The sequence below is a fragment of the Acuticoccus kalidii genome (assembly GCF_021556395.1).
Classification (GTDB): Bacteria; Pseudomonadota; Alphaproteobacteria; order Rhizobiales; family Amorphaceae; genus Acuticoccus; species Acuticoccus kalidii.
Map to the genome: position 1 here is coordinate 112,919 of NZ_JAKGCS010000019.1, position 25,416 is coordinate 138,334.

Annotated in this window: 37 protein-coding genes and 1 tRNA gene; 26 read left to right on the forward strand and 12 right to left on the reverse strand. The window is 62.9% G+C overall.

The annotated features are described in order from the left end of the window. Window positions 1–13: 13 nt before the first annotated feature. The 7 genes from L1787_RS12845 to L1787_RS12875 all read left to right on the forward strand — a co-directional run bounded on the left by L1787_RS12845 (window position 14) and on the right by L1787_RS12875 (window position 5,913). A complete protein-coding gene (locus L1787_RS12845) occupies window positions 14–619 on the forward strand; it encodes an ATP-dependent Clp protease proteolytic subunit (protein WP_235709264.1) in 606 nt (201 codons plus the stop codon). A gap of 64 nt (window positions 620–683) precedes the next feature. Next, entirely contained in the window at window positions 684–1,508 is an 825-nt protein-coding gene (locus L1787_RS12850; protein WP_235709265.1) for an aldo/keto reductase, read from the forward strand. Between the two features lie 7 nt (window positions 1,509–1,515). Further along, a complete protein-coding gene (locus tag L1787_RS12855) occupies window positions 1,516–2,310 on the forward strand; it encodes a YdcF family protein (protein ID WP_235709266.1) in 795 nt (264 codons plus the stop codon). Beyond that, window positions 2,307–2,954 (forward strand): glutathione S-transferase family protein, encoded by a 648-nt coding sequence (locus L1787_RS12860; protein WP_235709267.1) that lies wholly within the window; start codon window positions 2,307–2,309, stop codon window positions 2,952–2,954. The genes L1787_RS12855 and L1787_RS12860 overlap by 4 nt, the downstream gene beginning before the upstream one ends. Window positions 2,955–3,027: 73 nt before the next feature. After that, entirely contained in the window at window positions 3,028–4,254 is a 1,227-nt protein-coding gene (locus L1787_RS12865; RefSeq protein WP_235709326.1) for an acyl-CoA dehydrogenase family protein, read from the forward strand. Further along, window positions 4,254–5,735 (forward strand): class I adenylate-forming enzyme family protein, encoded by a 1,482-nt coding sequence (locus L1787_RS12870; RefSeq protein WP_235709327.1) that lies wholly within the window; start codon window positions 4,254–4,256, stop codon window positions 5,733–5,735. Before L1787_RS12865 ends, L1787_RS12870 begins: the two co-directional genes overlap by 1 nt. Before the next feature lie 103 nt (window positions 5,736–5,838). After that, window positions 5,839–5,913: transfer RNA gene (locus tag L1787_RS12875), tRNA-Val, on the forward strand. Between the two features lie 48 nt (window positions 5,914–5,961). Here L1787_RS12875 and L1787_RS12880 read toward each other — a convergent pair. From L1787_RS12880 to L1787_RS12910, 7 genes are all read right to left on the reverse strand, one after another. Then, the gene (locus L1787_RS12880; protein ID WP_235709268.1) at window positions 5,962–7,086 is read right to left on the reverse strand and encodes a site-specific integrase; all 1,125 of its coding nucleotides are present in this window, start codon (window positions 7,084–7,086) and stop codon (window positions 5,962–5,964) included. An 818-nt stretch (window positions 7,087–7,904) separates the two neighbouring features. Then, window positions 7,905–8,228, reverse strand: coding sequence for a hypothetical protein (locus L1787_RS12885; protein WP_235709269.1), 324 nt, complete (start codon window positions 8,226–8,228; stop codon window positions 7,905–7,907). 211 nt (window positions 8,229–8,439) lie between these two features. After that, window positions 8,440–8,793, reverse strand: coding sequence for a hypothetical protein (locus L1787_RS12890; protein ID WP_235709270.1), 354 nt, complete (start codon window positions 8,791–8,793; stop codon window positions 8,440–8,442). Further along, on the reverse strand, window positions 8,790–9,167 hold the full coding sequence (locus L1787_RS12895) for a hypothetical protein (RefSeq protein WP_235709271.1): 378 nt from the start codon (window positions 9,165–9,167) through the stop codon (window positions 8,790–8,792). Before L1787_RS12895 ends, L1787_RS12890 begins: the two co-directional genes overlap by 4 nt. Beyond that, the gene (locus L1787_RS12900; RefSeq protein WP_235709272.1) at window positions 9,164–9,406 is read right to left on the reverse strand and encodes a hypothetical protein; all 243 of its coding nucleotides are present in this window, start codon (window positions 9,404–9,406) and stop codon (window positions 9,164–9,166) included. Before L1787_RS12900 ends, L1787_RS12895 begins: the two co-directional genes overlap by 4 nt. Further along, a complete protein-coding gene (locus tag L1787_RS12905; RefSeq protein WP_235709273.1) occupies window positions 9,403–9,735 on the reverse strand; it encodes a hypothetical protein in 333 nt (110 codons plus the stop codon). Before L1787_RS12905 ends, L1787_RS12900 begins: the two co-directional genes overlap by 4 nt. Window positions 9,736–9,923: 188 nt before the next feature. After that, window positions 9,924–10,427 carry an Arc family DNA-binding protein gene (locus L1787_RS12910; protein ID WP_235709274.1) on the reverse strand — a complete coding sequence of 168 codons (504 nt, stop codon included), beginning with the start codon at window positions 10,425–10,427 and terminating at the stop codon, window positions 9,924–9,926. Between the two features lie 56 nt (window positions 10,428–10,483). Between L1787_RS12910 and L1787_RS12915 the strand changes: the two genes are divergently transcribed. The 4 genes from L1787_RS12915 (at window position 10,484) to L1787_RS12930 (ending at window position 12,046) form a co-directional block, all read left to right on the forward strand. Then, window positions 10,484–10,678, forward strand: a complete 195-nt coding sequence (locus tag L1787_RS12915) for an Arc family DNA-binding protein (RefSeq protein ID WP_235709275.1) — start codon at window positions 10,484–10,486, stop codon at window positions 10,676–10,678. Between the two features lie 62 nt (window positions 10,679–10,740). Continuing rightward, entirely contained in the window at window positions 10,741–10,920 is a 180-nt protein-coding gene (locus L1787_RS12920; protein ID WP_235709276.1) for a hypothetical protein, read from the forward strand. 2 nt (window positions 10,921–10,922) lie between these two features. Further along, window positions 10,923–11,711: a Rha family transcriptional regulator gene (locus L1787_RS12925; protein WP_235709277.1), complete on the forward strand. Its 789-nt coding sequence runs from the start codon at window positions 10,923–10,925 to the stop codon at window positions 11,709–11,711. Beyond that, the gene (locus L1787_RS12930; RefSeq protein WP_235709278.1) at window positions 11,711–12,046 is read left to right on the forward strand and encodes a hypothetical protein; all 336 of its coding nucleotides are present in this window, start codon (window positions 11,711–11,713) and stop codon (window positions 12,044–12,046) included. Before L1787_RS12925 ends, L1787_RS12930 begins: the two co-directional genes overlap by 1 nt. Here the strand turns inward: L1787_RS12930 and L1787_RS12935 are convergent. Together L1787_RS12935 and L1787_RS12940 are read right to left on the reverse strand one after the other, a co-directional pair. After that, window positions 12,043–12,720, reverse strand: a complete 678-nt coding sequence (locus tag L1787_RS12935) for a helix-turn-helix domain-containing protein (RefSeq protein ID WP_235709279.1) — start codon at window positions 12,718–12,720, stop codon at window positions 12,043–12,045. The genes L1787_RS12930 and L1787_RS12935 overlap by 4 nt on opposite strands. 102 nt (window positions 12,721–12,822) lie before the next feature. Beyond that, window positions 12,823–13,107 (reverse strand): hypothetical protein, encoded by a 285-nt coding sequence (locus L1787_RS12940; RefSeq protein WP_235709280.1) that lies wholly within the window; start codon window positions 13,105–13,107, stop codon window positions 12,823–12,825. A gap of 176 nt (window positions 13,108–13,283) precedes the next feature. Between L1787_RS12940 and L1787_RS12945 the strand changes: the two genes are divergently transcribed. From L1787_RS12945 to L1787_RS13000, 12 genes are all read left to right on the forward strand, one after another. After that, a complete protein-coding gene (locus L1787_RS12945) occupies window positions 13,284–13,697 on the forward strand; it encodes a RusA family crossover junction endodeoxyribonuclease (RefSeq protein WP_255720508.1) in 414 nt (137 codons plus the stop codon). A 1-nt stretch (window position 13,698) separates the two neighbouring features. Continuing rightward, the gene (locus L1787_RS12950; RefSeq protein WP_235709282.1) at window positions 13,699–14,529 is read left to right on the forward strand and encodes an ATP-binding protein; all 831 of its coding nucleotides are present in this window, start codon (window positions 13,699–13,701) and stop codon (window positions 14,527–14,529) included. Continuing rightward, the gene (locus L1787_RS12955; RefSeq protein ID WP_235709283.1) at window positions 14,529–15,092 is read left to right on the forward strand and encodes a DUF669 domain-containing protein; all 564 of its coding nucleotides are present in this window, start codon (window positions 14,529–14,531) and stop codon (window positions 15,090–15,092) included. The genes L1787_RS12950 and L1787_RS12955 overlap by 1 nt, the downstream gene beginning before the upstream one ends. A 90-nt stretch (window positions 15,093–15,182) precedes the next feature. Continuing rightward, the gene (locus tag L1787_RS12960; protein ID WP_235709284.1) at window positions 15,183–15,506 is read left to right on the forward strand and encodes a hypothetical protein; all 324 of its coding nucleotides are present in this window, start codon (window positions 15,183–15,185) and stop codon (window positions 15,504–15,506) included. After that, window positions 15,503–15,739 (forward strand): hypothetical protein, encoded by a 237-nt coding sequence (locus L1787_RS12965; protein WP_235709285.1) that lies wholly within the window; start codon window positions 15,503–15,505, stop codon window positions 15,737–15,739. Before L1787_RS12960 ends, L1787_RS12965 begins: the two co-directional genes overlap by 4 nt. After that, entirely contained in the window at window positions 15,736–15,906 is a 171-nt protein-coding gene (locus L1787_RS12970; RefSeq protein WP_235709286.1) for a hypothetical protein, read from the forward strand. The genes L1787_RS12965 and L1787_RS12970 overlap by 4 nt, the downstream gene beginning before the upstream one ends. Further along, window positions 15,903–16,853 carry an oxidoreductase gene (locus tag L1787_RS12975; protein WP_235709287.1) on the forward strand — a complete coding sequence of 317 codons (951 nt, stop codon included), beginning with the start codon at window positions 15,903–15,905 and terminating at the stop codon, window positions 16,851–16,853. The genes L1787_RS12970 and L1787_RS12975 overlap by 4 nt, the downstream gene beginning before the upstream one ends. After that, window positions 16,850–17,380 (forward strand): RNase H family protein, encoded by a 531-nt coding sequence (locus L1787_RS12980; protein ID WP_235709288.1) that lies wholly within the window; start codon window positions 16,850–16,852, stop codon window positions 17,378–17,380. The genes L1787_RS12975 and L1787_RS12980 overlap by 4 nt, the downstream gene beginning before the upstream one ends. Further along, the gene (locus tag L1787_RS12985; RefSeq protein ID WP_255720510.1) at window positions 17,377–19,002 is read left to right on the forward strand and encodes a DEAD/DEAH box helicase; all 1,626 of its coding nucleotides are present in this window, start codon (window positions 17,377–17,379) and stop codon (window positions 19,000–19,002) included. The genes L1787_RS12980 and L1787_RS12985 overlap by 4 nt, the downstream gene beginning before the upstream one ends. Continuing rightward, the gene (locus tag L1787_RS12990; protein WP_235709290.1) at window positions 18,999–19,196 is read left to right on the forward strand and encodes a hypothetical protein; all 198 of its coding nucleotides are present in this window, start codon (window positions 18,999–19,001) and stop codon (window positions 19,194–19,196) included. The genes L1787_RS12985 and L1787_RS12990 overlap by 4 nt, the downstream gene beginning before the upstream one ends. Continuing rightward, window positions 19,193–19,501 carry a hypothetical protein gene (locus tag L1787_RS12995; protein ID WP_235709291.1) on the forward strand — a complete coding sequence of 103 codons (309 nt, stop codon included), beginning with the start codon at window positions 19,193–19,195 and terminating at the stop codon, window positions 19,499–19,501. Before L1787_RS12990 ends, L1787_RS12995 begins: the two co-directional genes overlap by 4 nt. After that, a complete protein-coding gene (locus L1787_RS13000) occupies window positions 19,501–21,798 on the forward strand; it encodes a PriCT-2 domain-containing protein (protein WP_235709292.1) in 2,298 nt (765 codons plus the stop codon). Before L1787_RS12995 ends, L1787_RS13000 begins: the two co-directional genes overlap by 1 nt. A gap of 420 nt (window positions 21,799–22,218) precedes the next feature. Here L1787_RS13000 and L1787_RS13005 read toward each other — a convergent pair whose 3' ends face one another. From L1787_RS13005 to L1787_RS13015, 3 genes are all read right to left on the reverse strand, one after another. Continuing rightward, a complete protein-coding gene (locus L1787_RS13005; RefSeq protein WP_235709293.1) occupies window positions 22,219–22,509 on the reverse strand; it encodes a BrnA antitoxin family protein in 291 nt (96 codons plus the stop codon). Further along, the gene (locus tag L1787_RS13010) at window positions 22,506–22,751 is read right to left on the reverse strand and encodes a BrnT family toxin (protein ID WP_235709294.1); all 246 of its coding nucleotides are present in this window, start codon (window positions 22,749–22,751) and stop codon (window positions 22,506–22,508) included. Before L1787_RS13010 ends, L1787_RS13005 begins: the two co-directional genes overlap by 4 nt. 525 nt (window positions 22,752–23,276) lie before the next feature. Continuing rightward, the gene (locus L1787_RS13015; protein WP_235709295.1) at window positions 23,277–23,504 is read right to left on the reverse strand and encodes a cysteine rich repeat-containing protein; all 228 of its coding nucleotides are present in this window, start codon (window positions 23,502–23,504) and stop codon (window positions 23,277–23,279) included. A 148-nt stretch (window positions 23,505–23,652) separates the two neighbouring features. Here L1787_RS13015 and L1787_RS13020 point away from each other — a divergent pair, with 148 nt between their 5' ends. The 3 genes from L1787_RS13020 (at window position 23,653) to nusG (ending at window position 25,159) form a co-directional block, all read left to right on the forward strand. Then, window positions 23,653–23,913, forward strand: a complete 261-nt coding sequence (locus L1787_RS13020) for a hypothetical protein (RefSeq protein WP_235709296.1) — start codon at window positions 23,653–23,655, stop codon at window positions 23,911–23,913. Between the two features lie 104 nt (window positions 23,914–24,017). Next, a complete protein-coding gene (locus L1787_RS13025; protein WP_235709297.1) occupies window positions 24,018–24,614 on the forward strand; it encodes a helix-turn-helix domain-containing protein in 597 nt (198 codons plus the stop codon). After that, window positions 24,611–25,159 carry a transcription termination/antitermination protein NusG gene (gene nusG / locus L1787_RS13030; RefSeq protein WP_235709298.1) on the forward strand — a complete coding sequence of 183 codons (549 nt, stop codon included), beginning with the start codon at window positions 24,611–24,613 and terminating at the stop codon, window positions 25,157–25,159. The genes L1787_RS13025 and nusG overlap by 4 nt, the downstream gene beginning before the upstream one ends. Window positions 25,160–25,416: the final 257 nt, after the last annotated feature.

Sequence of the window (25,416 nt, forward strand, 5' to 3'; positions counted from 1 at the left end):
AGGACAGGACGCGATGCCGATTCTCCCCCGCTTCGACGACGAAGACGACGACGACGAGAAGCTGAAGGCGCAGCAGTCGATACCCGTCGACAAGCACCTCTTCGAGGCGCGCCAGGTCATGATCGTCGGTCAGATATCGATGGATCTCGCACGAGACGTGTGTCAGCGCCTTCTCGCGCTCGCCCACGTTTCCGACGACCCGATCACCGTGATCGTGTCTTCACCCGGCGGCCACGTCGAATCGGGTGACATGATCCACGACACGATCGGACTGATCCGCCCCAAAGTGAACATTCTCGGTATGGGCTGGGTCGCCTCCGCCGGGGCACTGATCTACATTTCGGTGCCCAAGGAGCGGCGCTATTGCACGCCGAACACCCGCTTCCTCCTCCACCAACCCTCCGGTGGTGCGGGCGGTGCGGCCTCCGATATCGAGATTCAGGCCCGCGAGATCATCAAGATGCGCGAGCGCCTCAACGTCCTTTTCGCCAATGCGACCGGCCAGCCGATCGAGCGGATCGAGAAGGACACCGATCGCGACTATTGGATGAGCGCTGAAGACGCTGTCTCCTATGGTCTCGTCGGCAAGGTCGTCAAACAGACGACGGAACTTTCCTGATCGTGACGGCGCGGGCCGCCCCGGCGGTGGCCCGGTCGTCTCACTCCAACCGAGGACATGACGAGTGGCGGCAACGTTCAACGTAGCAGGCGTGTCGATCCCCAAGCTCGGGATCGGCACCTTCGAGCTCCACGACGAGGTTTGCATCAAAGCCGTCTCGTCCGGTCTTCAGGCGGGTTACCGCCATGTGGATACGGCCGAGCGGTACGAGAACGAATATGCGGTCGGTGAGGGCGTGCGCGCCTCCGGCCTTCCGCGCGACGAGGTCTTCATCACCTCCAAGGTCTGGCACGATCATCTCGCCGAACGCGACATGATGGCCGCGGCCGAGGCCTCGCTCGAGCGGCTCGGTATCAGCCAGTTCGACCTTTATCTCATCCATTGGCCGAGCCGGGACGTGTCGGCCGCCGACGCGGTGCGCTCGCTCTGCAAGGTGCAGGAGAGGGGCCTCACCCGTCTGATCGGGATCTCGAACTTCCCGGTCGCGCTCATCGAGGAGGCCGTCGCCGCCTCGACGGTGCCGCTCGCGGTGAACCAGGTCGAATATCACCCCTTCCTCGACCAGGACAAAGTCCTCGAAGCGGTGCGCAAGCACGGCATGGGCCTCACCGCCTATTGCCCGCTCGCGCGCGGCAAGGTGCTCGACGATCCGGTGATCACCGGTATCGCCGAGAAGCTCGGCTCGACGCCGGCCGCCGTCACCGTCGCGTGGCTCCTCGGTCAGGACAATGTCCTCGCGATCCCGCGCAGCCGTTCCCCCGAGCGCCTCGTCGACAATCTGAACGGCGAACGCCTCACCCTCTCGGCCGAGGATCGTGCGGCGATCGACGCGCTGCGCTCGCCCTCCGGCCGGCTGATCTCGCCGGATTTCGGTCCGGATTGGGACTAGCCGAAGCGTGAGCGGTCCGGAGCTTCTGTTCGCGGCGCTTCAGCCGTCGAATCTGCTCCTGTTCCTGTTCGTCATCGGCCTCGTTTTGTCGATCTGGTATCGGCGGGCGGGGCTGGTGCTTCTGGGCATCGGAACGGCGCTCTATACGGTCCTCGGCTTCCTGCCGACGGGCCGCATCATGATGGCCCCGCTCGAAGCGCAGTTCGATTTCGCCGGCGTCACCGAGGCGCCGGACGGGATCATCGTCCTCGGCGGCTATCTCGCGCCGTCCCGCTCGGCGACGCAGCATCATGTCGTGTTCAACGAGAATGCCTCGCGCTTTACCGAGGGTGCGGCGCTCGCGGTGCGCTTTCCGGATGCGAAGATCATCCTCACCGACGGCGCGGAGATCGATGGCGGACCCTCCGGGGCCGAACTCGCGGCGGCGAAGATGCGCGAGCTCGGGATCGATCCGGCGCGAATGATCGTCGAATCGCGCTCGCGCTCCACTTACGAAAACGCGCTCTTCAGCCACGATCTCGTCGAGCCGAAGCCGGGCGAGCGCTATATCCTCGTCACGAGCGACGCCCACATGCCGCGCGCCATCGCGACATTCGCGCAGCTCGGATGGCCGGGCCTCGTCGCCTGGCCGGTCGCGGGGCTCGATGACGGGGGCGCGCTTTGGCAAAAGGTCGGCGGCCCGGCGGCCACCAATCTGAAACTCGTCGACGATGCGACGCGCGAATATATGGCGCTCCTCCTCTACCGGATCCTCGGGCGCACGGATGCCCTGCTTCCCGGCAAAGAGCTTCTCTCGAAATGAGCCTCCGCCTCGTCATCGGGAACAAGAATTATTCGTCCTGGTCGATGCGGCCGTGGCTGGTGCTCGATCATTTCGGCTTCGCCTTCGAGGAGACGCTGATCCCGCTCGATATGCCGGAGACGGCGGACGCGATCCGGGCCCATTCGCCGGCGGGCCGCGTGCCGGTGCTGATCGATGGCGGGCTCACTTTGTGGGAAAGCCTCGCGATCATCGAATATCTTGCCGAAAAGGCGCCGGACCGAGCTATCTGGCCCGCCGATCCGGCGGCGCGGGCGATGGCGCGGTGTCTCGCATCGGAAATGCATGCCGGTTTCATGGGACTGCGCGCCGCCTGTCCGATGAACATACGGGCGAGGCGGAGCCACCGGCCGCGCGGCGAGGCGGAGACGGCCGATGTCGCGCGCTTCGAGGCGCTCGTCGCCGATGCGCTCGGCACGCATGGCGGACCGTTCCTCTTCGGCGATTGGTGCGCGGCGGATGCGATGTTCGCCCCGCTGGTGTCGCGCCTGTCGACCTATGGCTGGCCGATCGCCGAGACGACGCGCGCCTATGTCGATGCGGTGGAGAGCGAAGCGAGCTTCCACCGTTGGCGCGAGGCCGCGCTTGCGGAAGAATGGGTGCTGCCTCGCGAAGAGGTGGAGTGAGGCGAACGGGAAGGGAGACGGGCCGGTGAACGACATTCGACATGACAAAGAGGGTGTCGCCATCGATCCGCCGATGTTCGACCCCACCGCCTTCCGTCTCACCGATTTCGAGGCGGAGTGGACCGCGAAGGCCCGCGCTTTGGGGCCGACCTTTGCCGGACGCGCCTTCGAGATCGATCGGGACGCGCGCTTTCCGACCGAGAATTATCAAGACCTTCGCGAGGCTGGCCTTCTCGGCATCTGTGTGCCGGAGCGCTTTGGCGGGCAGGGGGCGGACTATCGCGCCTATTCGCTCGTCGCGGCGGAGATCGGTCGCTATTGCGGCGCGACTGCGCTCACCTGGAACATGCACGTCTGCTCGACGCTGTGGTCCGGCCTGCTCGCCGACGATCTCGACATGGACGAGGCGACCCGCGCCGCGCACGAAGCGCGCCGCGCCCGGCATTATGCCCGCATCGTCGAGGACGGTGCGATCTACGCGCAACCCTTCTCGGAAGGCGGCGCCGCGGCGGCGGGCGCCGTCGCCTTCTCGACCGAGGCGGTGCCGGTGGAGGGGGGCTGGCTGGTGCGCGGCAAGAAGATCTTCGCCTCGCTCTCCGGCAATGCCGACTATTATGGCGTCCTCTGCACCGAGACTGACGGTTCGGGCAAAAAGAGCCGGCGCAACACGCTCTATCTCGCGGTCCCGGCCGATGCGGACGGCGTGTCGGTCGTCGGCGATTGGGATCCGCTCGGAATGCGCGGGACCGTCTCGCGCACGCTCCTTTTCGACGACGTCTTCGTCGGCAAGGACGAGGCGCTGATGCCGCCGGGGGTCTATTTCCAGGCCGCCTCGAACTGGCCGCACATGTTCATGACCTTGTCGCCGACTTATATGGGGCTTGCCCAGGCCGCCTACGATTTCGTCGTCACCTACCTCCGGGGCGAGATGCCGGGCACGCCGCCGGTCAAGCGGCGCCAATATCCGACCAAGCAGCTCGCGGTGGCGGAGATGAAGATCAAGCTCGAGCAGGCGAAGGCGCTGTGGTTCCAGGCGATCAGCGAGGCGTGCCCGCGACCGTCCAAGGATCAGGTGATGCGCGCCTGGGCTGCCCAATATACCGTGATGGAATATGCGAACGATCTCGCGCGGCTCGCGATTCGAACCTGTGGCGGGCAGTCGATGCTGAAGTCTCTCCCGCTCGAGCGCATCTATCGCGACAGCCGCTGCGGGGCGCTGATGCTGCCATGGACCGCGGAGCTCTGCCTCGACCGGATCGGCAAGGCGGCCCTCTACGAAGATGGCGAGGGAGACGATTGATCGACCTGTTCGCGCCGATCGAACGCCATGCGGTGTTCGATCCCGGCAAGATCGCGATCCGCTTCGAGGGGGAGGCGACCACCTACGCGGGCTTCGCCGCTCGCGTTCGGGCGATCGCGGAGGCCTTCGCCGCGTCCGGGGTGGCGGCGGGCGACCGGATCGCCGTCCTTGCGGAGAACCATCCCGACACGCTCGCGATCCTCTACGCCGCCGCGCGGCTCGGCGCGATCATGGCCCCGCTCAACTGGCGCCTCGCCGATGACGAACTCGCTTATACGCTCGCCGATGCCGCTCCCAGGATCCTCGCCTATGGGCCGGGCTACCGGGAGCGCGCCGAGGCGCTCGCCGCCCGGTCGGCCGGCCTCGCGCTGCGCGCCATGGGGCGCGGGGGCGACCTCGTGTCGGCGCCCGACGGTGCGCCGCCACGGCGAGGGCATCCGGGGGCCGAGTGCCTCCTCGTCTACACCTCCGGCACGACGGGGCGGCCGAAGGGGGCGTTGATCTCGCAAGGTGCGCTGCGGGGCAACGCGGTCCAGTCGCATCATATGCACCAGATGACGGCGGCCGATCATATTCTGACGGTGCTGCCGATGTTCCATGTCGGCGGCCTCAACATCCAGACGACGCCGGCGCTGATGGCCGGGGCGACGGTGACGATCCATCCCCGTTTCGATCCCGAGGCGACCTTGCGGGCGATCGTCGAGGACCGGCCGACATTGACGCTCCTCGTGCCGACGACGATGCAGGCGCTCCTTGCGCTGCCGGGGTTCGCCGCCGCCGATCTCTCCGCCCTGCGGGCGCTGTCGACGGGATCCACCATCGTCCCGGAGGCGCTGATCGAAGCGTTCGAGGCGCGCGGCCTTCCGGTCCTCTCAGTCTATGGCGCGACGGAGACGTGCCCGATCGCCGCCTATGACCGGCTCGGCCTTCCGCGCCGCGTCGGCGGCACGGGCCAGGCGGGTCTTTTCTCCGATATCGCGATCTTCGACGATGCGGGAAAGGTGCTTCCGACGGGCGGACATGGCGAGATCGGCGTCAAGGGGGCGATCTTCTCGGGTTATCTCGACAATCCGGCCGCGACGCGCGAAGCCTTCCGCGATGGTTATGTGATGACTGGGGATATCGGCAGCCTTGCGGCGGACGGAACGCTCACCGTTCACGACCGCAAGAAGAACATGATCGTTTCGGGCGGGGAGAACATCTACCCGGCAGAGATCGAGCGTGTCCTTTCCGCTCACCCGGCAGTCGCCGAATGCGCGGTCGTCGGCTGGCCCGATCCGCGCTGGCAGGAGACGCCGGTCGCCTATGTCCGCCTCGCCGCGCCGGCGACGCCCGAGGCGCTCGTCGCCCACATGAAGGGGCTCCTCGCCTCCTTCAAGGTCGCGCGTGACGTGCGGATCGTCGACGATTTCCCCCGCACCGCGCTCGGGAAGATCCGCCACGACGTGTTGCGCCAGATGGCGCGCGAAGGCGGGGTCTGAGCCGGCCGCCGGGCAAACTTTGGATAGCCGGCCCTCAATCGCGAAGAAGCGGCGAGAAGGCCTTGCCACTCCGGCTCAAGCGTCGTATGTGACCCGCCTCTGGGGGCGCGTAGCTCAGCGGGAGAGCACCTCGTTCACACCGAGGGGGTCACAGGTTCAATCCCTGTCGCGCCCACCACAGTTTTCTTGACGTTTTCCAAAATCACCTAGACCCATAGTACCGGCTTTAGTCCCGTTTCGCAGGCCGACCAATGGCCCGGTGCACGGTCGACTGGTGATTTTCGCTGTGATGGCCATAGACCCGCTCGACGACGGGAAGGCTCACACCGAAGAAGCCGGACACCTCCCACTTGTCTGCCCCGTTCTGCATCGCCCAGGTGATCGCCGTGTGCCGCAGGGTGTGCTGCGTAACATCCGATCCAAGTCTTGCTGCCGTGCGGGCACGGGCGAAGGCCTGCTTCGTCGACTTCACCGGCTGGCCGTTCCACTCGACCACGTATCTCATCGGCCGGCCCCGCCGCTGGGCGGAGACGACCCAGGACCGGATGTGAGCAATCAGGGGTGCCGGAAGGCGGATGGTCGGCTTCCTCTTGTTGGTCGGCTTCTCCATGGCGGATGCGCGGTAGAAAACACCGTTGGTCAGGTCGACCCACCCGCGGCCCGTCTCCGGCCAGAGGGAGGCGTTGCAGATCGCGCTCGCGCGCGTACCGGTGTATCGGGCCATCAGAATGAACCTCGCGACGTGGCGACGCGTGTGACGCCCTGGCGTGCCCTTCTGGTCCTCGCGATACCTCCAGCAAGCCCAGAGCAGGGTAGCCATCTCATCGCGCGTCAGCCACCGCTCGCGAGCGGCGCCGCGCTTCGGCAGCGTCACCGGCACGAGCTGGGAGATGCGGCGATGAGTGAACGCGTGGCCCACGGCGGCGCGTAAGTCTTCCAGTTCTCGCCGGGCGCCGGCCTCCGAACCTCGCGAGGCGACATAGCTCGCGCATTGGTCCGGGTTGATGTCGTTGACGCTCCAATCGCCCCACCATTTCGTCAGACGGTGCAGGCGCGCCCTCAGCTCGTGCGGTCGAGCGGTGAGATCCTGCTTCGCCTGCCAGTAGCCGAGCAAGATGTCCGCGATAGGCACTTCGTCGATCGGGGCGTCACGACGGTCGCGCGCCTGGCGGGCGTGCTTCGTGGCCACATACCGGGCTAGCGCTTGTTCAGCGCCCCGAAGATCGTCAGGGCCGCATCCCGTGCTCTCGCGGTGGTCTCCGTCCTTGATGTAGTAGAGCGATCGCGCGCCGCGCTGCCGCCTGAGCCACAATCTGGAGCCTTTCGATCGCTGCGACACCGCTGTCTCCATGCGCGGATTTCGGAGGGTGTGACATACAAGCGCCTTCCGAGACGCTCGACAATGAGGTCTCCCCGCCGAGCAGCTTCCCGAAGCGTTCGTTCCGACACGCGGCCGCGCAGGACGATCTGGCTCGCCTCGGTGAGCGTCAGCGCCTCGTCGTCGGGGAGATCGGCGGTACGGTCAGCGCGGCCAGTCATAAATGCCCGCCGTAACCTCTGCGAATCATGGCATCGGCGTGGGCATAAGCCTCTCCCGCAATCCCTTGATCCCAGACATTGTTCTCCCCGCCATGGTGGGCGAGTAGCCCAGCAAGAGCCTGACCCGCGAACCAATCGCGCAGATCCATACCGCCTGGGCCGGACAGAGTCGGCGTCACGCGATTGTGGCTCTCACCCGTCATCGATTCCGCGACCAAGTGGCGAAGAGGGGGCGTGTAGTCGGGAGGGAATCCAGTCATGAGAACCCCGCTGATTTGAAGATGAGGAGCCCGGCGTAGACCGTGAGGAAAGCGATGCTCGCAAGGGCGGCGACGGTGCCGGAATGATCCGAGTCGCGCTCGCGACGCTCATGCATCAACCTTCTCCCTCTCCCTTAAGATGATGCGGAGATGTGCCATCCCCCTAGGCTTTCGGATGCGATATCGCAGGATAACCCCGCATTGCCTCGACGGATCGGTATTCATCCAGGCTGGGTGGCCGATTGTCGCTCGGATCACGCGGCCTTCCAGAGTGCAGTGCGAGCCTCCGTATCTGATCCCAGAAACCTGCGCCCACTCACCTAGGCGCAACGGACATGGGCCGTGGTCATGCGAGACCCACGGCCCCCATTTATCGGGATCGATCATTCTGCACCTCGTCGAATGCAGGGTCGGCATAGCCTTCCCACCGCGTCGCCCGGCAATATGCTTCGTCCTCGCCGAGCGCGGTTGCATTCGCGATCCGGTCAAAGATGGTCCAAGGCTCGCGGCTCGGGTTGCCGTGCGAGTAGGTGATGCCGAAACCGATCGGGCCGATTGCGATCGTGCGCCGGCCGCCGAAGACGTCCTCGGTTCGGTCGATGCCGAGCCGCCACGGCCAGACGAAGAACGCGACGTCGATCTCGAATTCGCGGCAGTTGCGCCAGTGCCAACGGGGATCGGGGACGGGCATCATCCGCACCACCGCGGAAAGCTGATCTGGTCCGAGGTGAGGGCAATCCGGGCACATCCCGCAGGGTCTTCGGCCGTTCCTTCAGCGATGGCCAAGAGGACTCGGGAGCGCAACTGATCTTCTAGGCTGTGCGCCGCCTCCGGATCGTCAGTGAACCTGCGGATCTCTTGGACCTCTTCCGCGACAATGGCGGGCGTCAGCTGGGTTGGGTGCGTCATCGTTGATCCGCTTCCGCAAGAAGTTCGGAGAGGCGCACCCACACAGTTTCATGAGCGCGTCGATACCGCGCTTCGGCGCAACGACGATCTGTGAGCGGTGTGGCCATCTTGGCCGCGAGATCCACGCGAAACGCCTCGAGCTCGTCCATAGGTCCGACGCGGATCACGCGGAACTCGTCCGATAGTTCGCGCGGCCGGGCAAAGATCGTCCCAGCGCCGCCATACCTCAGAACATCGATCGAATCAGGATTCCCGACCAGGACGATGCGCCAGTCGTTGGGATCGTCGCTCCAGCCGATCAAGCAATATTCGCCGGCTTTCGGCAGCTCCTCCGTAGGCCGTCGCATCATGCCACCTCCTGCGTGGTGTTGCCCCACGCGTTCGGAATGGCACGGAGCTCGAATGACTTCTTCGCGACCGCCTCTAGCGCTTCAATCCTCGCTGCGATGGCTTTGGAGGCCTTTGCATCGACGAGCTCGAACCACGCGATTTCGGTGGCCATTGATTGGCGCCGCATTCGTCGCCCTTCGTGGCAGGTCTCGAGCGTTCCACGGGCGATCACCTCGCTCGCGAGGATCACATACTGCCGCGAGTGGTTCTCCATGCACGAAACTGTCATACGGCCGTCGGCGTCTGGCGCCGGCGTCAGGAGTTCCATAATTCGCCATTTGTCCGGAAAGATCTCATCGAACGCGACGAGAACGAATTCACGGGTGGGGGTCATGCTGCCACCTCGAGGGAAAGATCTGCGGCTATCGCATCGGCGATCACCGCTTCGTGCCGCCTCACGCTTTCCTCGAGCGCGAGTTGCCGCGACAGGTCATAGGTCCAGTGCATGATCCGAGCGCGGGCCTTCTCTCTCCGAAGTGCCTTCCTGAGGCGCTCGAGGTTTCGCCGAGTGAGGGCGAGGGAGGTGGAGTTGGTGACGAGAGGGTAGGCCGGCGTCGAGGCGAGGGCGCTCATGACGGGATCTCGGCAGATCCGAAATTGCGGACAGCGCGCTCAAACGCAGCCGCCATGATCGCATAATCTGCAGTGGCGACCGCATCCTCGATCGCCTCGACCTCGCGCATGATGGGAGCGAGCTGCGTCGGGCAGTTGCTGGACGACAAGACGAAGGACGGCTTCTCGTCGGCCCTAGCGATCGCTCCGGCCTTCGCGTTGAAAGCGCGGTATTCCTCCACGGGCCAGCCCATGGCTTGCACCGTGTTCTCGCGTCGAATCTGTCGATGGACCTTCAGGGCGATCGTTGCAGGATCGAAGCCGCTTTCCGGAGCGTAGAGGACGGGCATGATCGCGGAGCCCGTGCCGAGAATGGTGTTGTTTGTCGTGAGCACTGTATGGCCTCCCATCGTTGGTGATGGGGGATAGAATGACAATTTAATTGGTAATTGCAAGGAGATATGACAAAAAATTTGTCAAATGTGTCTGGCGGTGGTGCTTTGCAGATTCCACAAATCATACAAACTGGACACGCGAGTTACGGCTTGTCGGACTTTTTGGCCTTGTTGGGGGTAGCCGCAGCCAGCTCGTCATAATCCGCATCGTCGAAGTTGACCGGCGGAATGTGTTCAACGAGCCGGTTAAGGTAGTAATCGATCAGCTCTTTCAGCTCGTCGGGTGTAAGATGGTAGTCGACCCCTTCTTCAAGCTTGACGCCACCCCTTCGCGTAGCGCGTTCCTCAGCCCTGTCTGCTCTAATCTTTTCGTCTCGCACCGCCTCCTTAAGGCGATCGATTTCAGTGTTTAAGTGCAGGGCGCCTTGCTTGAGGTGGTCGACCTCATCAAGAAGGCGATGCCATCCTTCGAGTCGGGCCACGACCTCCGCATTCATCGTCCGCTGATTTGCCTTCGCCGCGGCCTTCAATTCGTCGCGCATCCCCTCAGGAAGGCGGACGACGAATTTATCTTGGTTTTGCGGAGATTTACGGCTTCCCGTCAATTCCAGCCCCTTTAAAAAGTGGCTCTGAGCCATTTTTTGCATTGACGCCGCTGTGGCTCTGAGCCATGTTTGCTCTTGCCTACACCGCAGGAGCGCAAATGTCACCACCCTCTGCTGCAATCCCGACCGAGGAACGGATCACGATCCGCGCACCTCGTGGCTTGCGATCTCAGTTGAAAATCCGTGCGATCCACAATGGTCGCTCGCTAAATGACGAAGTTCTGGACCTTATAGGCGCCGGCCTTCGCACCAACGAAAAAGCGGCCGACGAGCGCCAACTCGCCGACCGCTGATCTTCGACCCGCTGTTGAAGCAGCGGGATCAATGACAACCACATCCAAAAAGGACTGTCACAGTGACAGATAGCGAATTTGCGCCCAATTGCCAACCCTTTTTGTTGGCCTCGCTCATCCGTGATCCGATGGTGCGTGCCGCCTTCGAGCGCGCCGATCGCGACAACGGCGCCGCGCCCATATTCGTCCCCGCCAACCCCAAGGCCCCGGTCCTCACCGGCGGCGAGCTGGTGGAGGCGTGAACATGGCAGTCGCCGATCCCATCAAATCGTCCGTCACCATGTCGAGCCTCGAGATCGCGGAGCAGACGGGTAAGCGGCACGACAACGTTATGCGGGATATCCGCAGCATCCTTGTCGAACTGCATGGTGAGGCAGATGCCCTCACTTTTGAGGGCATCTATCTGGACGCCTACGGGCGCGAAAAGCCCTGCTACCAGCTACCCGAGCGGGAGCTGATGATCCTCCTCACCGGCTACAGCATTCCGCTTCGGGCAAAAGTCATTGACCGATGGAAGGAGCTGGAAGAGGCGGCCAACAATTCGGAGCGATCTAAGTTGAACTTAGACCGCTCGTCTGGGTCGGGTTCGTTATCCGTCGCTGAGTCTCTTCAGATTGTCCGCGAGGCGAAGGACGTCGGCGGCGCTCAAGCTGCGAAAGAGGCATGGCTGGCGCTCGACAATCTTCCGAAGATTCCGTCGTTCGCAAATGCGTCGGAGCCGGAAGCGGCAAGGCGGTATCCTCAGATCGGAGGACACCCCCTGAAGGCCGGCCAGGGAGTGACCACGACCCGGTTGCGGCATCCGATCCGGTTCCCGGACGTGCCGTCGTTCGTCGCCAGCGTGATCCGTGACGCCGGAGGGATCGCACGATCCGATCTTATGGCGAAAACCGGCAACTATCTCCGCAAAGACGATCTGGATGTCGCGATCGACAGGCTCTCGTCCGACGGGGTTGTCATCGCCACGGCCGAGCCGCCGGTGGGCATGATCGGCCGCGCCCGAACCGTCTACCATTGGAAAGGCGGCAGGTGATGACTTCCTCCGCTCTTTCCCGTCGGTCCTTCATTGCCGGCACAGCCATCGTCGCTTCTGTCCCTATCGCCGCTGAGGCAGTCGGGGATGGGCCTATCATCCAGCTCTATCAAGAGTTCCGGCGGCGCGAAGCCGCTATCGACAACTTGCCTAGGGACGCGACACAGGCCGAGTCCGACTGGATGCGCGCCCCGCTGGACGAGGCGATGGCGACCACCCCGGACGGCAACGCCGAGTGGGCCGCCATCATCACGATGGCCATGTGGGCCACCGGTGCTGATGCGGATCCAGGGTGGAGCGAAGTGGCAGAACACTGCCGCGCGAGGGTCGTCTAAGCCTGATCCTCGACGTGGTTGGTCTTGGAGGTGTGCGCATCCTCCTGCTCGCGCTTCCACTCCAGCCACGCCTGACGCAGGGCCATCGGCAGATTGTTGGTGTCCCCAAGGTACAGGAAGTCGAGGCTCAGCCCGAAAGCTCTATTCAGCGCAATTGCGCCATCGAGCGACAGGCGATGCGTGCCAGTCTCCCAATTCGAGAGCTGCGAGCGCTTCGCGTTCAGGATCTCGCCGTAGCGGTCCTGGTTCATCTGCTCCACGACTTTGCGGTGCCAGGTGACCCGTTCCGCGACGTCCGCCCAGGGGCGTTCGACGTTCTCTGACTTGGTTCTTGCCATGCCAGAAAATTTAGATCGCCAAATTGATTGGTAATACCCTCTATCGTGTGGCTTGATCGATACCAAATTATTTGGTAATGATCGTCCATGTCCAAGGCTCAAGTTGTTCATGTGATCGACACTCTCGGGAGCGAGTTGATCCAACAAGCCGTCTGCGTCGGGCCTCATGCTGTCCGATACGCCCGCAATGACGGAGCGTTCCCGGCGGCATGGTTCGACCAACTCGACAAATTGTGCGCGACCGCCGGCATCGAATGCCCGCGATCGGCCTTCAATTGGAAAGCGCCGAAGCGGCTCTCTTCCGAACAAACGGTGTGAAGGTTCATTGCGGCTCATGTGGATAGAAAATCTCGCATCGGCAAGTGACGAGTTCAGCTCTCCGCGCAGAACGTCGCCTGAAGTGTCTGCGTCGGCCGGGGAGCCCGCATGATGGGCTGGTCAGTTCTTTTGGCCGCCGTCTGCCGGCGGCTCCGCAAGCAGGATGCTCTTGTCGAGCGTATCGCGAAGCCCCTTGGCCGCCTGCAGGTTCATCCGCAAAGAAACGACGGGGTGAAGCGAGTTCTTCAGCATGTCACCGGAAACGGTGAACGAGAGCTGACCCATAGTGACGTGAACGATGCCGTTGTAGTGGCCGGCCGAGATCACCTCGTCGATGAACACCAACGGAACTGCGCTGCTGGCGCCCAATGCCCCAGGAGTTTCGGGGTTGTCGTTATCGCTCATGGTGCTCTCCAAGGTGATGCTTTCCGGAACGCTGCTGCGCCGTTTGCCCAGAAGTCAACCGGCATGCGCGCCGAACGCTTGGCGGCACGGCCATGGTGAGGGCCTTCACGAAGCCTGAAAGCGTCGTGACGACGGGGGAGCCTGGGCGGGCCCATCCCATCGCTCTCACCATGCCCATGCCGCCGAGCCTGAATAATGCGTACCGGAATCTCCGCAAAGGCGGCCGTGCGTTGACCGATGCCGCCAAGGACTGGAAGGCGCATGCGCTCTGGCACGTCAAGTCGCAACGCCTCCCTGTCGTTTCCGGATCCATCGTCCTGATCTTCGGGTTCGAGCGATCTGCCGCGATGCGATCGGCCGACGTCGATAACCGGATCAAGTTCGCCACCGACGCTCTCGTGAGCGCCGGGGTGATACCTGACGACAAGCATGTCGTCGGGGTGGCGGCCTCCTGGCTGCCGCCTGCCAACGGCCTCGCGCATTGTCTCGTGATGCGTGCGCACGAGGCCGACTTCACATTCCAGCCATCACCCGACGGCGCATGCGGTGGCTGGCTCTATTCCGCGCCACAACTCATGGAGACCGCCTGATATGGCGATCAAGCTTGCATCCCTGAAACGGGTGACGGCACACAAACCGCCGCGGATCTTGATCTATGGCCCGGCTGGTATTGGCAAAACAAGTCTTGCCGCCGAGTTTCCGGACGCCGCGTTCGTGCGCGTCGAGGATGGCATTCCGGCCTCGGCAGAGGTGTTTGCGTTCCCCGTCGCTGGCTCGTTCAATACCGTCATTGAGCAACTCGGAGAACTCTACGAGGCCGAGGACAGCGGCGTCCGCACAGTCGTCATCGACAGTGTGACGGAGCTGCAGAAACTAATCTTCGCCGAGACGTGTGCGCGCGGCGACGACAGCGGCAATCCGAAAGCCAACATCGAGGATTTCGGGTTCGGAAAGGGCTATGTCCGCGCGAAAGCGGTCATGGCCGAGTTCCTCGACGCCATCAACATGCTGCGGAATGATCGCGGCATCACGGTCATTCTGATCGCGCATTCGGTCGTGTCGCCCTACAGCGATCCCGAAACCGAGGCCTATGACCAATTCTCGATCGATCTGCACAAGCAGCTCGTTGGGATCGTTGAGCGTGAGATGGACGCCATCCTGTTCATGCGCTCGCCAGTTCAGGCCGCCAAGGCCAGCGAGGGCGCACCAAAAGGTGGCCGCGTGATCGGCAAGGGTGGCCGCGTCCGGAAGACCTATACCGAGGGCACACCGGCGTTCGTCGCCAAGAACCGCTACGGGCTTCCGACCGAGTTTCGGTACGATCTGGGCAAAGGCTATTCCCAGCTCGCGCCCTTCCTTCCGACCCACAACAAAACCGAGACCGAGGCCGCCGGGAGCCCGGCCGAGCTGGAGGCTGCGTGATGGTTGATCTCGCTGGCGCCTACGATCCGAACGCCGAGGCCGGCGGCGGTGATTTCGAAGCCATCCCGGCGGGGCAATACACCGCCTGCATCATTGATGCTGAACGAGCGCCGCAATCGACCCGAGAGGGCGCTCCGGACCACGGCGACGTTCTCAAGCTGACTTGGAAGATCACTGAGGGTGAATACGCCAATCGGCTCATCTGGCAGCGCCTGAACCTTTGGTGGACCGGCCCGGAAGAGATGTTTTCCGAGCGCACGGGGAAGCCCTACAATCCGCGCAAGATTGCTGAGGGTCAGTTCGCATCGATCCGCGAGGCAATCGGGATCAACAGCCCGAAAACGACGGACGAGATCCTGGAACGGCCTTGCAGGATCACTGTGAAGGTCCGGCCGGCGACGGGGCAGTACCGAGCCTCGAACGACATTTCAAACGTGAAGGCCCTCGGCGGTGCCGTGCCTGCCGCTCGCGCTCCCCGACCTCAGTCCACGGGCCGCCCGACGCCGCCGGGCGCTGGTGGCGGGACGGTGTTCCAGCGGGCCAAAGCCGCGCAGCGCGCGTAGCTAAGCCGCCGGCCGGGCGCTCTGTCGCCAAACCGAAGCCCGGCCGGCTTCCCCCTGCAAATCCATTCCAGATCGCAAGGAGTTTCCTGCGTGACCGATATCCTACGGCCATTCAAGAGCGAACATTCCAATCGCCACTGCGTCGACCGCCTCGGCTTGCTCCGGGCGCACGTCAAATCAGCGACCGCGCTCGAGAAGGATCTCAAGAATGAGGTCTGCGCGCTGATGGGCGAAGCCGACAGCCTCGGCGGTGACGAGTTCATCGCCCAACAGCGCCTTCAAGAACGCAAAGGTGGGCTCGACGAGAAAGCCATCGCTAAGGCCCTCGGCGTCGACAACCTCGATGCCTACCGCAAGCCATCCACTACGTCGCTGGTTCTCGACGTCAAACAGCGTGTCGAGGAGGAGGCATGACCACGCGCCAGCACGAGACACCCGACGAGGTGGCGCGATTCCTCCTGCCGAAGTCCCTGCGTTCCATCGCAGCGCTGCGCGTCATCCGCCAGTGCGCCGAGCTGTATGGGTGGCAACTGGTGTGGCGCGCCACGGTGGATCTCACCTATGCGCCACGCCCGGTTGAGCCCGAACTTATGACGATGGCGCTGTCGCAGGCTTGCGCTGCTCGCGCGGAAAGCGAGCCGGCATGAACACCACAGAAGCCGCCCGCATCCTGACCAACTTCTATCAGGTCGAAGGGACATACGAGTTTGGCCACCCGGTTGACGCTCGTTCGCAGCTTCCCCGCCACGTCAGTGAGGCGTGGGGGCAAATGCTCAAAACCGCCTCTCGTAAACTGAAGGGGGAAGACGAATGACTGTCGACCTTTCCAACGTCGTCGACCCCATTGCCTCTATGGTCGACGCCGCGATCGAGGCTGCACACAACGAGGAGGAGCGCACCTATCTCGGTGCCTCCGTCATCGGCGATCCGTGCGAGCGCAAGCTCTGGTACGGCTTCCGATGGGCGCTGGAGGCGGAGAAGTTCTCCGGACGCATGCTCCGTCTGTTCGAGACCGGGCACCTCGAGGAAGCCCGGATGATCGAATGGCTACGCGCCATCGGCATCAACGTGACCGACCGGGACGAGGAGACGGGCAAGCAGCTCGCGATCTCCGACATCGGCGGGCATTTCCGTGGCCACCTCGACGGTGAAGCGATCGGCGATCCGCGCGCGCCGATGACCGTCCACGTCACCGAATTCAAGACCGCGAACGCCAAGTCCTTCGCCGAGATGAAGCGGCACGGCGTCGAGGTCGCCAAGCCGATGCACGCGGCGCAGATGCAGGTCTACATGGAGAAGCGCGGCCGAAGCCGCGCCCTCTACGTCATGAAGTGCAAGGATAACGAGGAGCTGCATAGCGAGCGGCTGAAGCATGACGCGACGCGTGCGCTGAACCTCCTCGCCAAAGCCGAGCGAATCGTGGTCGCGGACGAGCCCCCGGCGCGCATCGCCGACAACGAGGACGATTTCCGCTGCCGGTTCTGCCACGCGAAGGCGTTCTGTCACTCCGGGGGCTGGGCGCGCCGCAACTGTCGCACGTGCCTTCATTCGGAGCCCCGCATGAACGGTGACGGCTTGTGGTGGTGTTGCCGCCATGAGTGCGAGCTCTCCGCGGACATGCAGCGCGCCGGATGCGAGCTTCATCGCTATCTGCCCGGCCTGGTGCCCGGCACTCCCGTCGACGCCGACGAGGCTACCGAGACCGTCAGCTACGAACTTGCCGACGGTTCCATCTGGACGGACGGGGAACTGCGAGCATGAAGCCCTGCATCACGCTCTTCGCGGACGCATCGTCATCCCCTGAGCGCGAGAGCGCAGGGTGGGGGGCTTGGTGGAAGGGTGACGAGCGCCCTTCAATGACCGCCGGAGGCCCGGTCGACTCGTGGCACAAGTCGATGTGCGTGCTCGAACTCGCCGCGCTCGCTTTGGCCATGGAGACGGCGGAGGCGCGCCGATACTTCCGAGCCTCGGATGCTCTCGTGCTTCTGCAGAGCGACAACCTGTCGGCCCTCTGCGCGCTGCGGCAGGCTCACCCGGCGATCCAGGAGAACCGGCACGCTGAAGGCGCCCGGACTTTCCCGCGGTCCAAGAAGCCGTGCGAGCGGATCTGCGAGTGCACCGGCCGTATTCTGGCGGTCGCGGACCGGCAAGGGGTCGCCCTTTCGGTGCGCCACGTCCGCGGCCATAAGGATGGCGGCGGCCGCAACTGGGTCAACCGCATGTGCGACAGTCTGGCGAAAGAAGGCCGCCGGGCCGCCGAACGCGCGAATGCCGGGGGTGTCGCATGAGACTCCAGCTTCGTCACTACCAATCCGAAAGCGTCAACGCGTTCTTGAACCATTGGGCCGACGGTGGCGGCAACGCGCTCGTCGACCTTGCCACAGGGACCGGCAAATCCTGCGTCATCGCCGAGCTGTCTCGTCATATCGTCGAGGCCGACGGCCGCGTGATGGTTCTGACGCACGTCAAAGAGCTGATCCGGCAAAACGCGCAAGAAATGCTCTCGCTCTGGCCACGCGCAAACATCGGGATCTACAGCGCCGGCCTCAACAAGCGCGAAGCGCACCGCGACATCACCTTTGCTGGCATTCAGACCGTATGGAAGCGAGCGCCAGAGTTCGGCCGCATCGATCTCATCCTCATCGACGAATGTCATCTCGTGCCGATGAAGGATGCCGGTCGGTATCGTCGGTTCCTCTCTGACATGCAGACAATCAATCCGACCGTTCGGGTCGGCGGACTGACAGCCACTCCCTATCGCCTCGGCGAGGGGCGTCTTGACCGTGGTGATGATCGGCTGTTCGAGGAAACGCTCTTCACTTACGGCATTGCCGACGGCATCCGTGACGGCTTCCTTTCGCCACTCGTCAGCAAGGCCGGCGTCGCGGAGATCGACGTCACGCGCGTTGCCAAGTCGGGCGGCGAGTTCAAGGCAAGCGAGCTCGAGCGCGCCGCCCGGACGATCACAGAACAGGCCGTCGAGGAGATCGTGGAGCGTGGGGCCGATCGAAAGGGTTGGCTCGTGTTCTGCTCCGGCGTTCAGCACGCCAACGAAACCCGTGATGCAATCCGGCGATCGGGGATCTCGTGCGAGACGGTCACAGGCGAGACGCCGGCGGCCGAACGCGAGCGGATCATCAACGCCTATAAAGCCCAAAAAATTCGCTGCCTCGCGAGCGTCGGGGTTCTGACGACAGGCTTCAACGCCCGGCATGTCGATATGGTCGTGTTTCTCCGATCGACACTCTCAACGTCGCTCTACGTCCAGATTATCGGCCGCGGGACGCGTCTCTATCCCGACAAGGAAAACTGCCTCGTGCTCGACTATGGCGGCAACGTTCGCCGACACGGACCCGTCGATGCGATCGAGCCCCGAGAGCCGGGCAGGGGATCGCCGAAAGAGGAGGGAGAGGAGGGTAAAGTCGCCGAAGCGGATGTGCGGGCGAAAGAATGCCCGGATTGCGACGCACTCGTCCACGTCCGAGCGGCGAGTTGCCCGATTTGCGGACACGAGTGGGCGACCGAGCCGCGGCATGAGGCAGAGGCCGATGGTGATACACCGATCCTCACAACAGAGGCGATTAAGCCGCGCTCGTTGCCGGTCGTGTCGTGGTCGGCGAAGTGGCACGAGAAGCCGGGCAAGCCGCCATCCATGCGTGTCGACATCGTCGCAGGCCTGGTCAGCATCCCTGAATGGGTCTGCTTCGAGCATGGCGGCTTCGCTGCGCAGAAGGCCTGCCAGTGGTGGACGACGCACGGAGGCGCGCAGCCGTTCCCGGAAACTACGGTTGAAGCCATCGAGCGGTTCGATGCTGGCGAGCTGATGATGCCAGCGACCGTGAGCGTGAAGCCCGAGGGGCGGTTCTCCAAGATCGTCGGCCGCGCGATGCCGGAAAGGGCGGCAGCATGAGCGCTCCTGAACTCATCAATATCATCGTGCAGATTCATGCGATCACCGAACGTGCCGTATTGGTATCGGACGACGGAGAGGAGGCGGGGGCTACTTGGTTGCCGCTCTCACATATCGAGCTCGAGAACCGGGCTCGAGGTGTCGCGGAGATCACGCTGCCGGAATGGCTCGCCATCGAGCGGGGCCTGGCATGAGCGGGGGCGACGTGGCGGAAAAGCTGAAGGTCGAGCGGATCGTGTGGCGCGCCGGCGGCGACGAGGCGCTCTTAATGGGGGCCTTCAACCTCACTCGTGAGCCGCCGGTCGACCATCTCACCACGAACGAGGACAAGGCGGCTGACAAAGCCGTCGAGGAGCTCGCGGAGTGGCTCGCCGGGGAGGTGGGATCAACGGACCTCGCCGAGCTCACCGAGGAGCAGATGTACGAGTTCAAGCGCCGTATGATCTGCGGATATCGCGCGGCGCTTTGGGACATCGTGAAGAGCGAACCCCCGTTCTGATGATGGCCGAATGGGCAGAGTTTGACCGCGTTCCGGCACTCGTTGAGCTCGCACATCATCGTCAGTGGGTGTGCTGGCGATATGAACGGAAGGATGGGAAGGACAAGCCGGACAAGGTGCCGATCATGCCGCGCACCGGCTTTCGCGCGTCCTCAACCAACCCGACGACGTGGGACACCTACGAGGCGGCCAAGGTGGCGGCGATCCGGCGCGGTTACGATGGCGTTGGATTCGTCGTCTCGGCCGGTGACGAGTTCACCGCCATCGATCTCGATCGGTGCGTTGCCGAGGATGGGACTGTCGCCGGTTGGGCGCAGGAGCTGCTTGACCATCGAGAGACCTATGCGGAAGTCAGCCCCAGCGGCACCGGCATTCGCATGTTCACTCGGTCCGAGGCGCCGACCATTGCCCGCTCGAAGGCGTGCGGCGTCGAGATCTACACCAGCGGCCGATTCGTCACCGTTACTGGCGATGCTATCGGCGCCGTCGGCGAGATTGGCAACGCGCCGAAGACGATCGCGGCGCTTGTCGCGCGCTATGAGGCGTGGCGAGAGGAGGAGCGCCAGGCTGCACCGCGTGAGCCATCTGCGCCGCTGCACGAAGTCGCTGGGGTCGAGGAACTCGCCGAGCTTCTGACCTACCTCGACGCCGATTGTGGCTATCACGAATGGGTCGAGGTGGGGATGGCCGTCCACGACGCCACCGGCGGCGGCAGCGCCGGCCTTGCGCTGTGGGACGAGTGGAGCGGAACCGGTGGCGACGCATACCCGGGCGGCAAAGAAATTGCGCGGAAATGGCGTTCGTTCACCAAATCGGGGATCACGTCGGCCACGATTGCGGACATGGCTCGTACCCGCGGAGCCGACCTTGCCGAAATTTCCTCTCGCCACCGGCGTTCGGTGCTGGAACATGACGACTTCGACCCGTCAAAGATGGAAGTCCCCAAGCGACAGCCGGCGAAAGTGGTGGAGCTCCCCGCTCCGGCCGAGATGGAGCGGAAGCAATATGTCGAGCCGCTTTGGTGCCAGCCTGGCGGTCTCATAGGAGAGATCGCTGATTGGATCCTCGAGACGAGTACGCAACCAAATCGGCCACTCGCAGTGGCGTCTGCCATCAGCATCGTAGGCACCCTGTGCGGCCGCCATGTCGCGACGCCGACCGGCTGCGGGACACAGCTCTATGTTGCCTGCATTGGGCAGACTGCAATCGGAAAGGATCGGCCCTTAAAGGCTGTGATGCAGGTTATGGACGCCATTGGTGTACCGATGCTCGCCGGCACCGCAAAGTTCAAATCCGAGAGCGCGCTGGAAAGGGATCTGCAGGCGTCTCCATGCTATTGCTCGATCGCTGATGAGATCGGTCATACGCTTCTCGCGCGCATTAGTTCCGGTCGAGCCTCGACGCACGAGGCGGCCCTAGGGCCGCTATTGCGCGAGCTGTGGTCCGCGTCATTCTCGACACTCACTTTGTCGTCACGTGCGATGGACGTGAGCGGCCAGCCAAAGCGCCTGGAGGCCCCCGCCTTCTCAATCCTCGGCGCGAGCACCGAGCAGCAATTCTATGGCTCTCTCGGGTCTGGAGCGATCGAGAACGGCACAATGAACCGTTTCACGATCGTGAAGGCGGCTCCGCGCACCGAGTTTCGCTCCGTGGACATCAACAAGGCCCAAAAAGTCCCGGCGAATGTAGTCGAGAATTTGCAGACGATCATGCCGCAGCCCTCGGGAGATCCGGTGGGGAAGGGGGTGCAACTCGGCGTCGGCGCCAACGGCTATGCCGGAGCGCCACCACACATCACCACGATCGCATGGGCGGACGGGTCCGTGTGGGACGCCTATCGCACGTATGTCGAGAACATCCTCCACCGGATCGATAAGCGAGCCTCGCTCGCCAATTATATGGGACGCACCGCCGAGATGGCGATCCGTCTGGCGACGATCCACGCCGTCAGCCGCGCAGGCCTGGATGCGACCGTGGCACACCTCGATCTCGAATGGGGCATGTGCATCGCCGAAGAGAGCGCACACGTCATGATGACGGAAGCGGCGGAGCACATTCACTCGAACGAGCAGCAAGGCCGCTACATGCTCGTGAGAAGCCTCCTGAGGCGCCACGGGCCGAAGGTAACGCGAAACCAGCTTGTGAGGGCCATCAAGGGCAGGATTAGTGCTCGTGACCTCGAACCCATTCTCCGCGATCTGGATGATAGCGGCTTCATCGAGATCGGCCGCGAGCAGGGGAGGACGAAAACGACGATTGTATACACCGTCCTGAGCGACTTCGAGGACATCGAATGACGTTGCAGGAAGGTCAAATCAGGCATCCGAGAGCCCGGCCCCAGGCCGGGTTTTTTGTTGGGAAAACGTCTCCCGATGAGAGGGGACGTATTCGGAGAAACGTCCCCAATACGTCCCCGTTGTCGCGTCCCGCCCCCCAGCGATCACGGTAAGGTGATCAAATATGTCACCCGACGAGGGAAAACGTCACCAATTCGTCCCTAATACGTCACCGGTCCGATTTTCGGAATTTCTCAATAAAAACAATAATATAATCTATATATATAGAATACGTAGAATACGTCTCCCCTCTATTGAGAGAGTGAGTCTCTAGGGGGGGCGCGTAAGGGGCTATGGGGAAATTGGAGACGTATTCGACGTATTCCCGACTGGGCCATGGCAACCGCTTCATGTGGGCATCGAGCTTTAGGAGAATGCAGCCTACAACCCTGCCGCCTTCTTCAGGGCCTGGTTAATCCGGCTTTGCCATCCGGGACCGCCTTCCTTGAACTTGTCGACCACATCCCGATCCAGGCGGATCGAGACCGCGACTTTGGTCGCCGTAGACCGTGGGCGACCGCCGGCGCTCTTTCGCATCTTCTGAGCAAGGGCCGGAAAGGCGTCGGCAAATGGCTTAGCATGCTTGATCTGCTCGTCAGTGATCTCCGGCGCATCCGGGTCACTTGCGATCATGCGCTGGACCTGCTCCTCCGTCGGCTGCTTCCGGGTCATATGAGCCTCCTCTCCTTCTTGCTTGCCGGGCGCATCGAGATCACAGAGATGCCCTCGTCACCGAGCACCGCAAATACGACTGCGATCGCGCCATCAGCGAGCCTGCCAATGGCCATGTGACGGCCGCCCTGGACGGGGACGACGGTCGACGACAGGAAGAATTCCTCGTCAAGATCCGAAAAATCCAAGCCGTGCTTGGAGAGGTTCGTCTGCCGCTTCAGTTCGTCCCAAACGATCATCATGGGTTTGTGTATATACAAAAACTATGATCGCGTCAATTGGTTGTATATACAAAAATGATCAATTTGGCCTTCAGCGCCAGGAAGGAACCGGTTGTCAAAAGTTAACGTTGGCGGGCGTTCATAAAGTTGCCGAACTGTTGCCGAATTCATCGTCTAGTCAGACGCATTGAGGTTCCTTGGGGGAGGCACACTCAATGGACGCAAAGCAGTTTCGAGAAATCGGGGTCGCACTTTACGGCCCGCGATGGACCGGCTCCTTCTTAGAAGCCACTGGACTGACCGAGGAACTCCTACAAGCATGGCTCGAAACGAGGGGAGAGCTTCCACCCTTGGCGACCCTCGTGATGGAACCATTGGTCTGGCAACGCGGTGGCGACTTCAGGCCGTTGGCCAATATGTTGCGACGCGAAGCATTAGAGGCTCATCGCAGCAGCACGAACCCTAAATAGATCGGCGGGCAGCCGCCGAAGTGGAGCGAGAAGGACGCGGAGGCAGGTCTGAATTCCGCCTCCGCTGCCGCGACGATTATCGGTTGGATTTCATCTCTTTCAGCGCCTTGGCGCAGCCAACCGACATTTCATTCTTGTGCTGTTGCAGGCATTGCAGGATGCGCTTGCCGCCAGGCTGAACGCCTGCGCAAAGTCGCTGGACATCGGCCTTGCAGTACTTTGCAATGGCGGATTGCTGGGCCATGGCGTGGCCGGAGAGGGCAATTCCAGACATCACGATCAAACTGGCAAGTACGAATCGCATGACGTTTCCTCATATTGTTACGGCAGAATGCAGCGATCGAACCTAACTTCGACTTGCAACGGATGCCACAACGTGAGCTTGTCGGTATGAGCGCGAGCTCTATTTACTTAATTGGTGGTAAACCGAGCGCCGAACGTGGGAGGTTGTGATGGGCAGCTTCAACGACTGCACTTGTCCGGTTTGTGGTGCGCAGGATGCTTTGGCTCAGTACCAAAAACATGTGCATCGGCAAATGTATGACTGCAATCACTGTGGCCCATTTGAGATAGGTGGACCTGCGCTGTTCGAGCTCGTCGGTATGAGCCGAAGTGATCGGATGGCATGGCTGGAAGCGGCGAGGTCGGAAATCAGCTTCAGCCAACCGGTGCCGCTTGTTTCAATCGGACAGGTTCGACCGACCGCCGCCTGAAAGCAAATTTCTGGTTGCGTTCTGACAAGCTCGAGGGCAGGCTCTCTTTAGAGCCCGCCCAGCTCCACCCGTCGCCATGACGCTTGCCGGACAAAGGCAAGCCGATGACGACCTTGACGACCACGCCGTCGACCTGGACCAACCCGGCGACGGTTCGATCCTCCGGCCCTGGTTTGGCCAACGCTGTCGTCGCTCAGCTACACGCAGCGCATTGTGCCCGGCAAAAGGCGTTCAACGCGCCGCGATCTGGGCCACGTCCGTGCTCACATCCTGCACGCCACGCCCTGCCGCTCGCTCGTCGCGACGAGCCGCTTGGGCCGCCCGTCCCTGACGAAATCCACGCCGCCGAAGCCCAGCGGCTTCGTGAAGCCAATCCGGCACTGGCGGGGCTCAGTCGAAATCAGATCGGCCGACATGCCGTGAGATTCGCCGCCGAGCATTTCGCGGTGCCGGTGAACGATCTTCTCAGCCGCCGCAGAGCGCGGACGATCACCCGACCGCGCCAAATTGCGATGCTCGTGGTCCACGAGCGCACGAGCCTATCACTGCCGCAGATCGGTCGGTTGTTCGATCGCGACCACACGACGGTCCTTCACGGTATCGATCGAGCAAAGCACCTCATCGATCAATCCGACGAGTACCTGGTGGCCTACGATGCCATTCACCACAACATCGACCTGTTGCTTGGGGATTTGACGTGAACGAAGTTTCGGCGGCCGTTTGGCATATCGTACATACCAATCCCCGCAGTGAGATTGCTGCCGCATGCCGTCTTGGCGAGGCAGGCTATAGAGCGTTCGCGCCGCATTGCTACGTGAGTAAGGTGCGTGATCGACGTGCGCCGCACATTCGTCATCTTGTTCGACGGCAGGTCTTCAGTCGCTACGTTTTCCTGGGCGTGATCAATCCCGAGCAGGGTTTATGGGCAGCGTCTCACTGCGCTGGCGTTCAATCGCTTCTGAAGAACGGCGACAAGCCTGCCGTCGTATCGCCGCGCTTTATGGCTGCAATGTTTGCTCGTTGTGAGCCTGACGGGTGGATGCGGGAGGCTGACGACAATCCGACTGTGATGGAGCAATATCAGATCGGACAGAAGGTGAGGATTACATTCGGGCCTCTGGAAAACCTTATTGTCAGCATCGCACGACTTGACGGCCGTTCTACCGCGGACGTAGAGGTTGAAATGTTCGGGGCGTCGCGTCCCGTAAATGTTCCATTGTCCGGGATTGCCGCCGTCGAGGCGTAGCGTCTCGGAGGTGCGGAGCGTTGTCGACCTCCTCCCTTTGATTGTTGGCCCGCATTAGAAGGGCAAGGCAATGGGTCTTGCACGGCGCAGAGCTGATCTCGAGCGGATGAAGCATAGGGCTCGCAAGCTCTATCCTCACGATGTGAAGGCTCGCAACGCCAACCACCTCGCCAAATGCTCCTGCTGGATGTGCGGCAACCCGCGCAAGCATCTCGACGACCGGACCATGCAAGAGAAGCGGGTCTCACAGGAGCGCC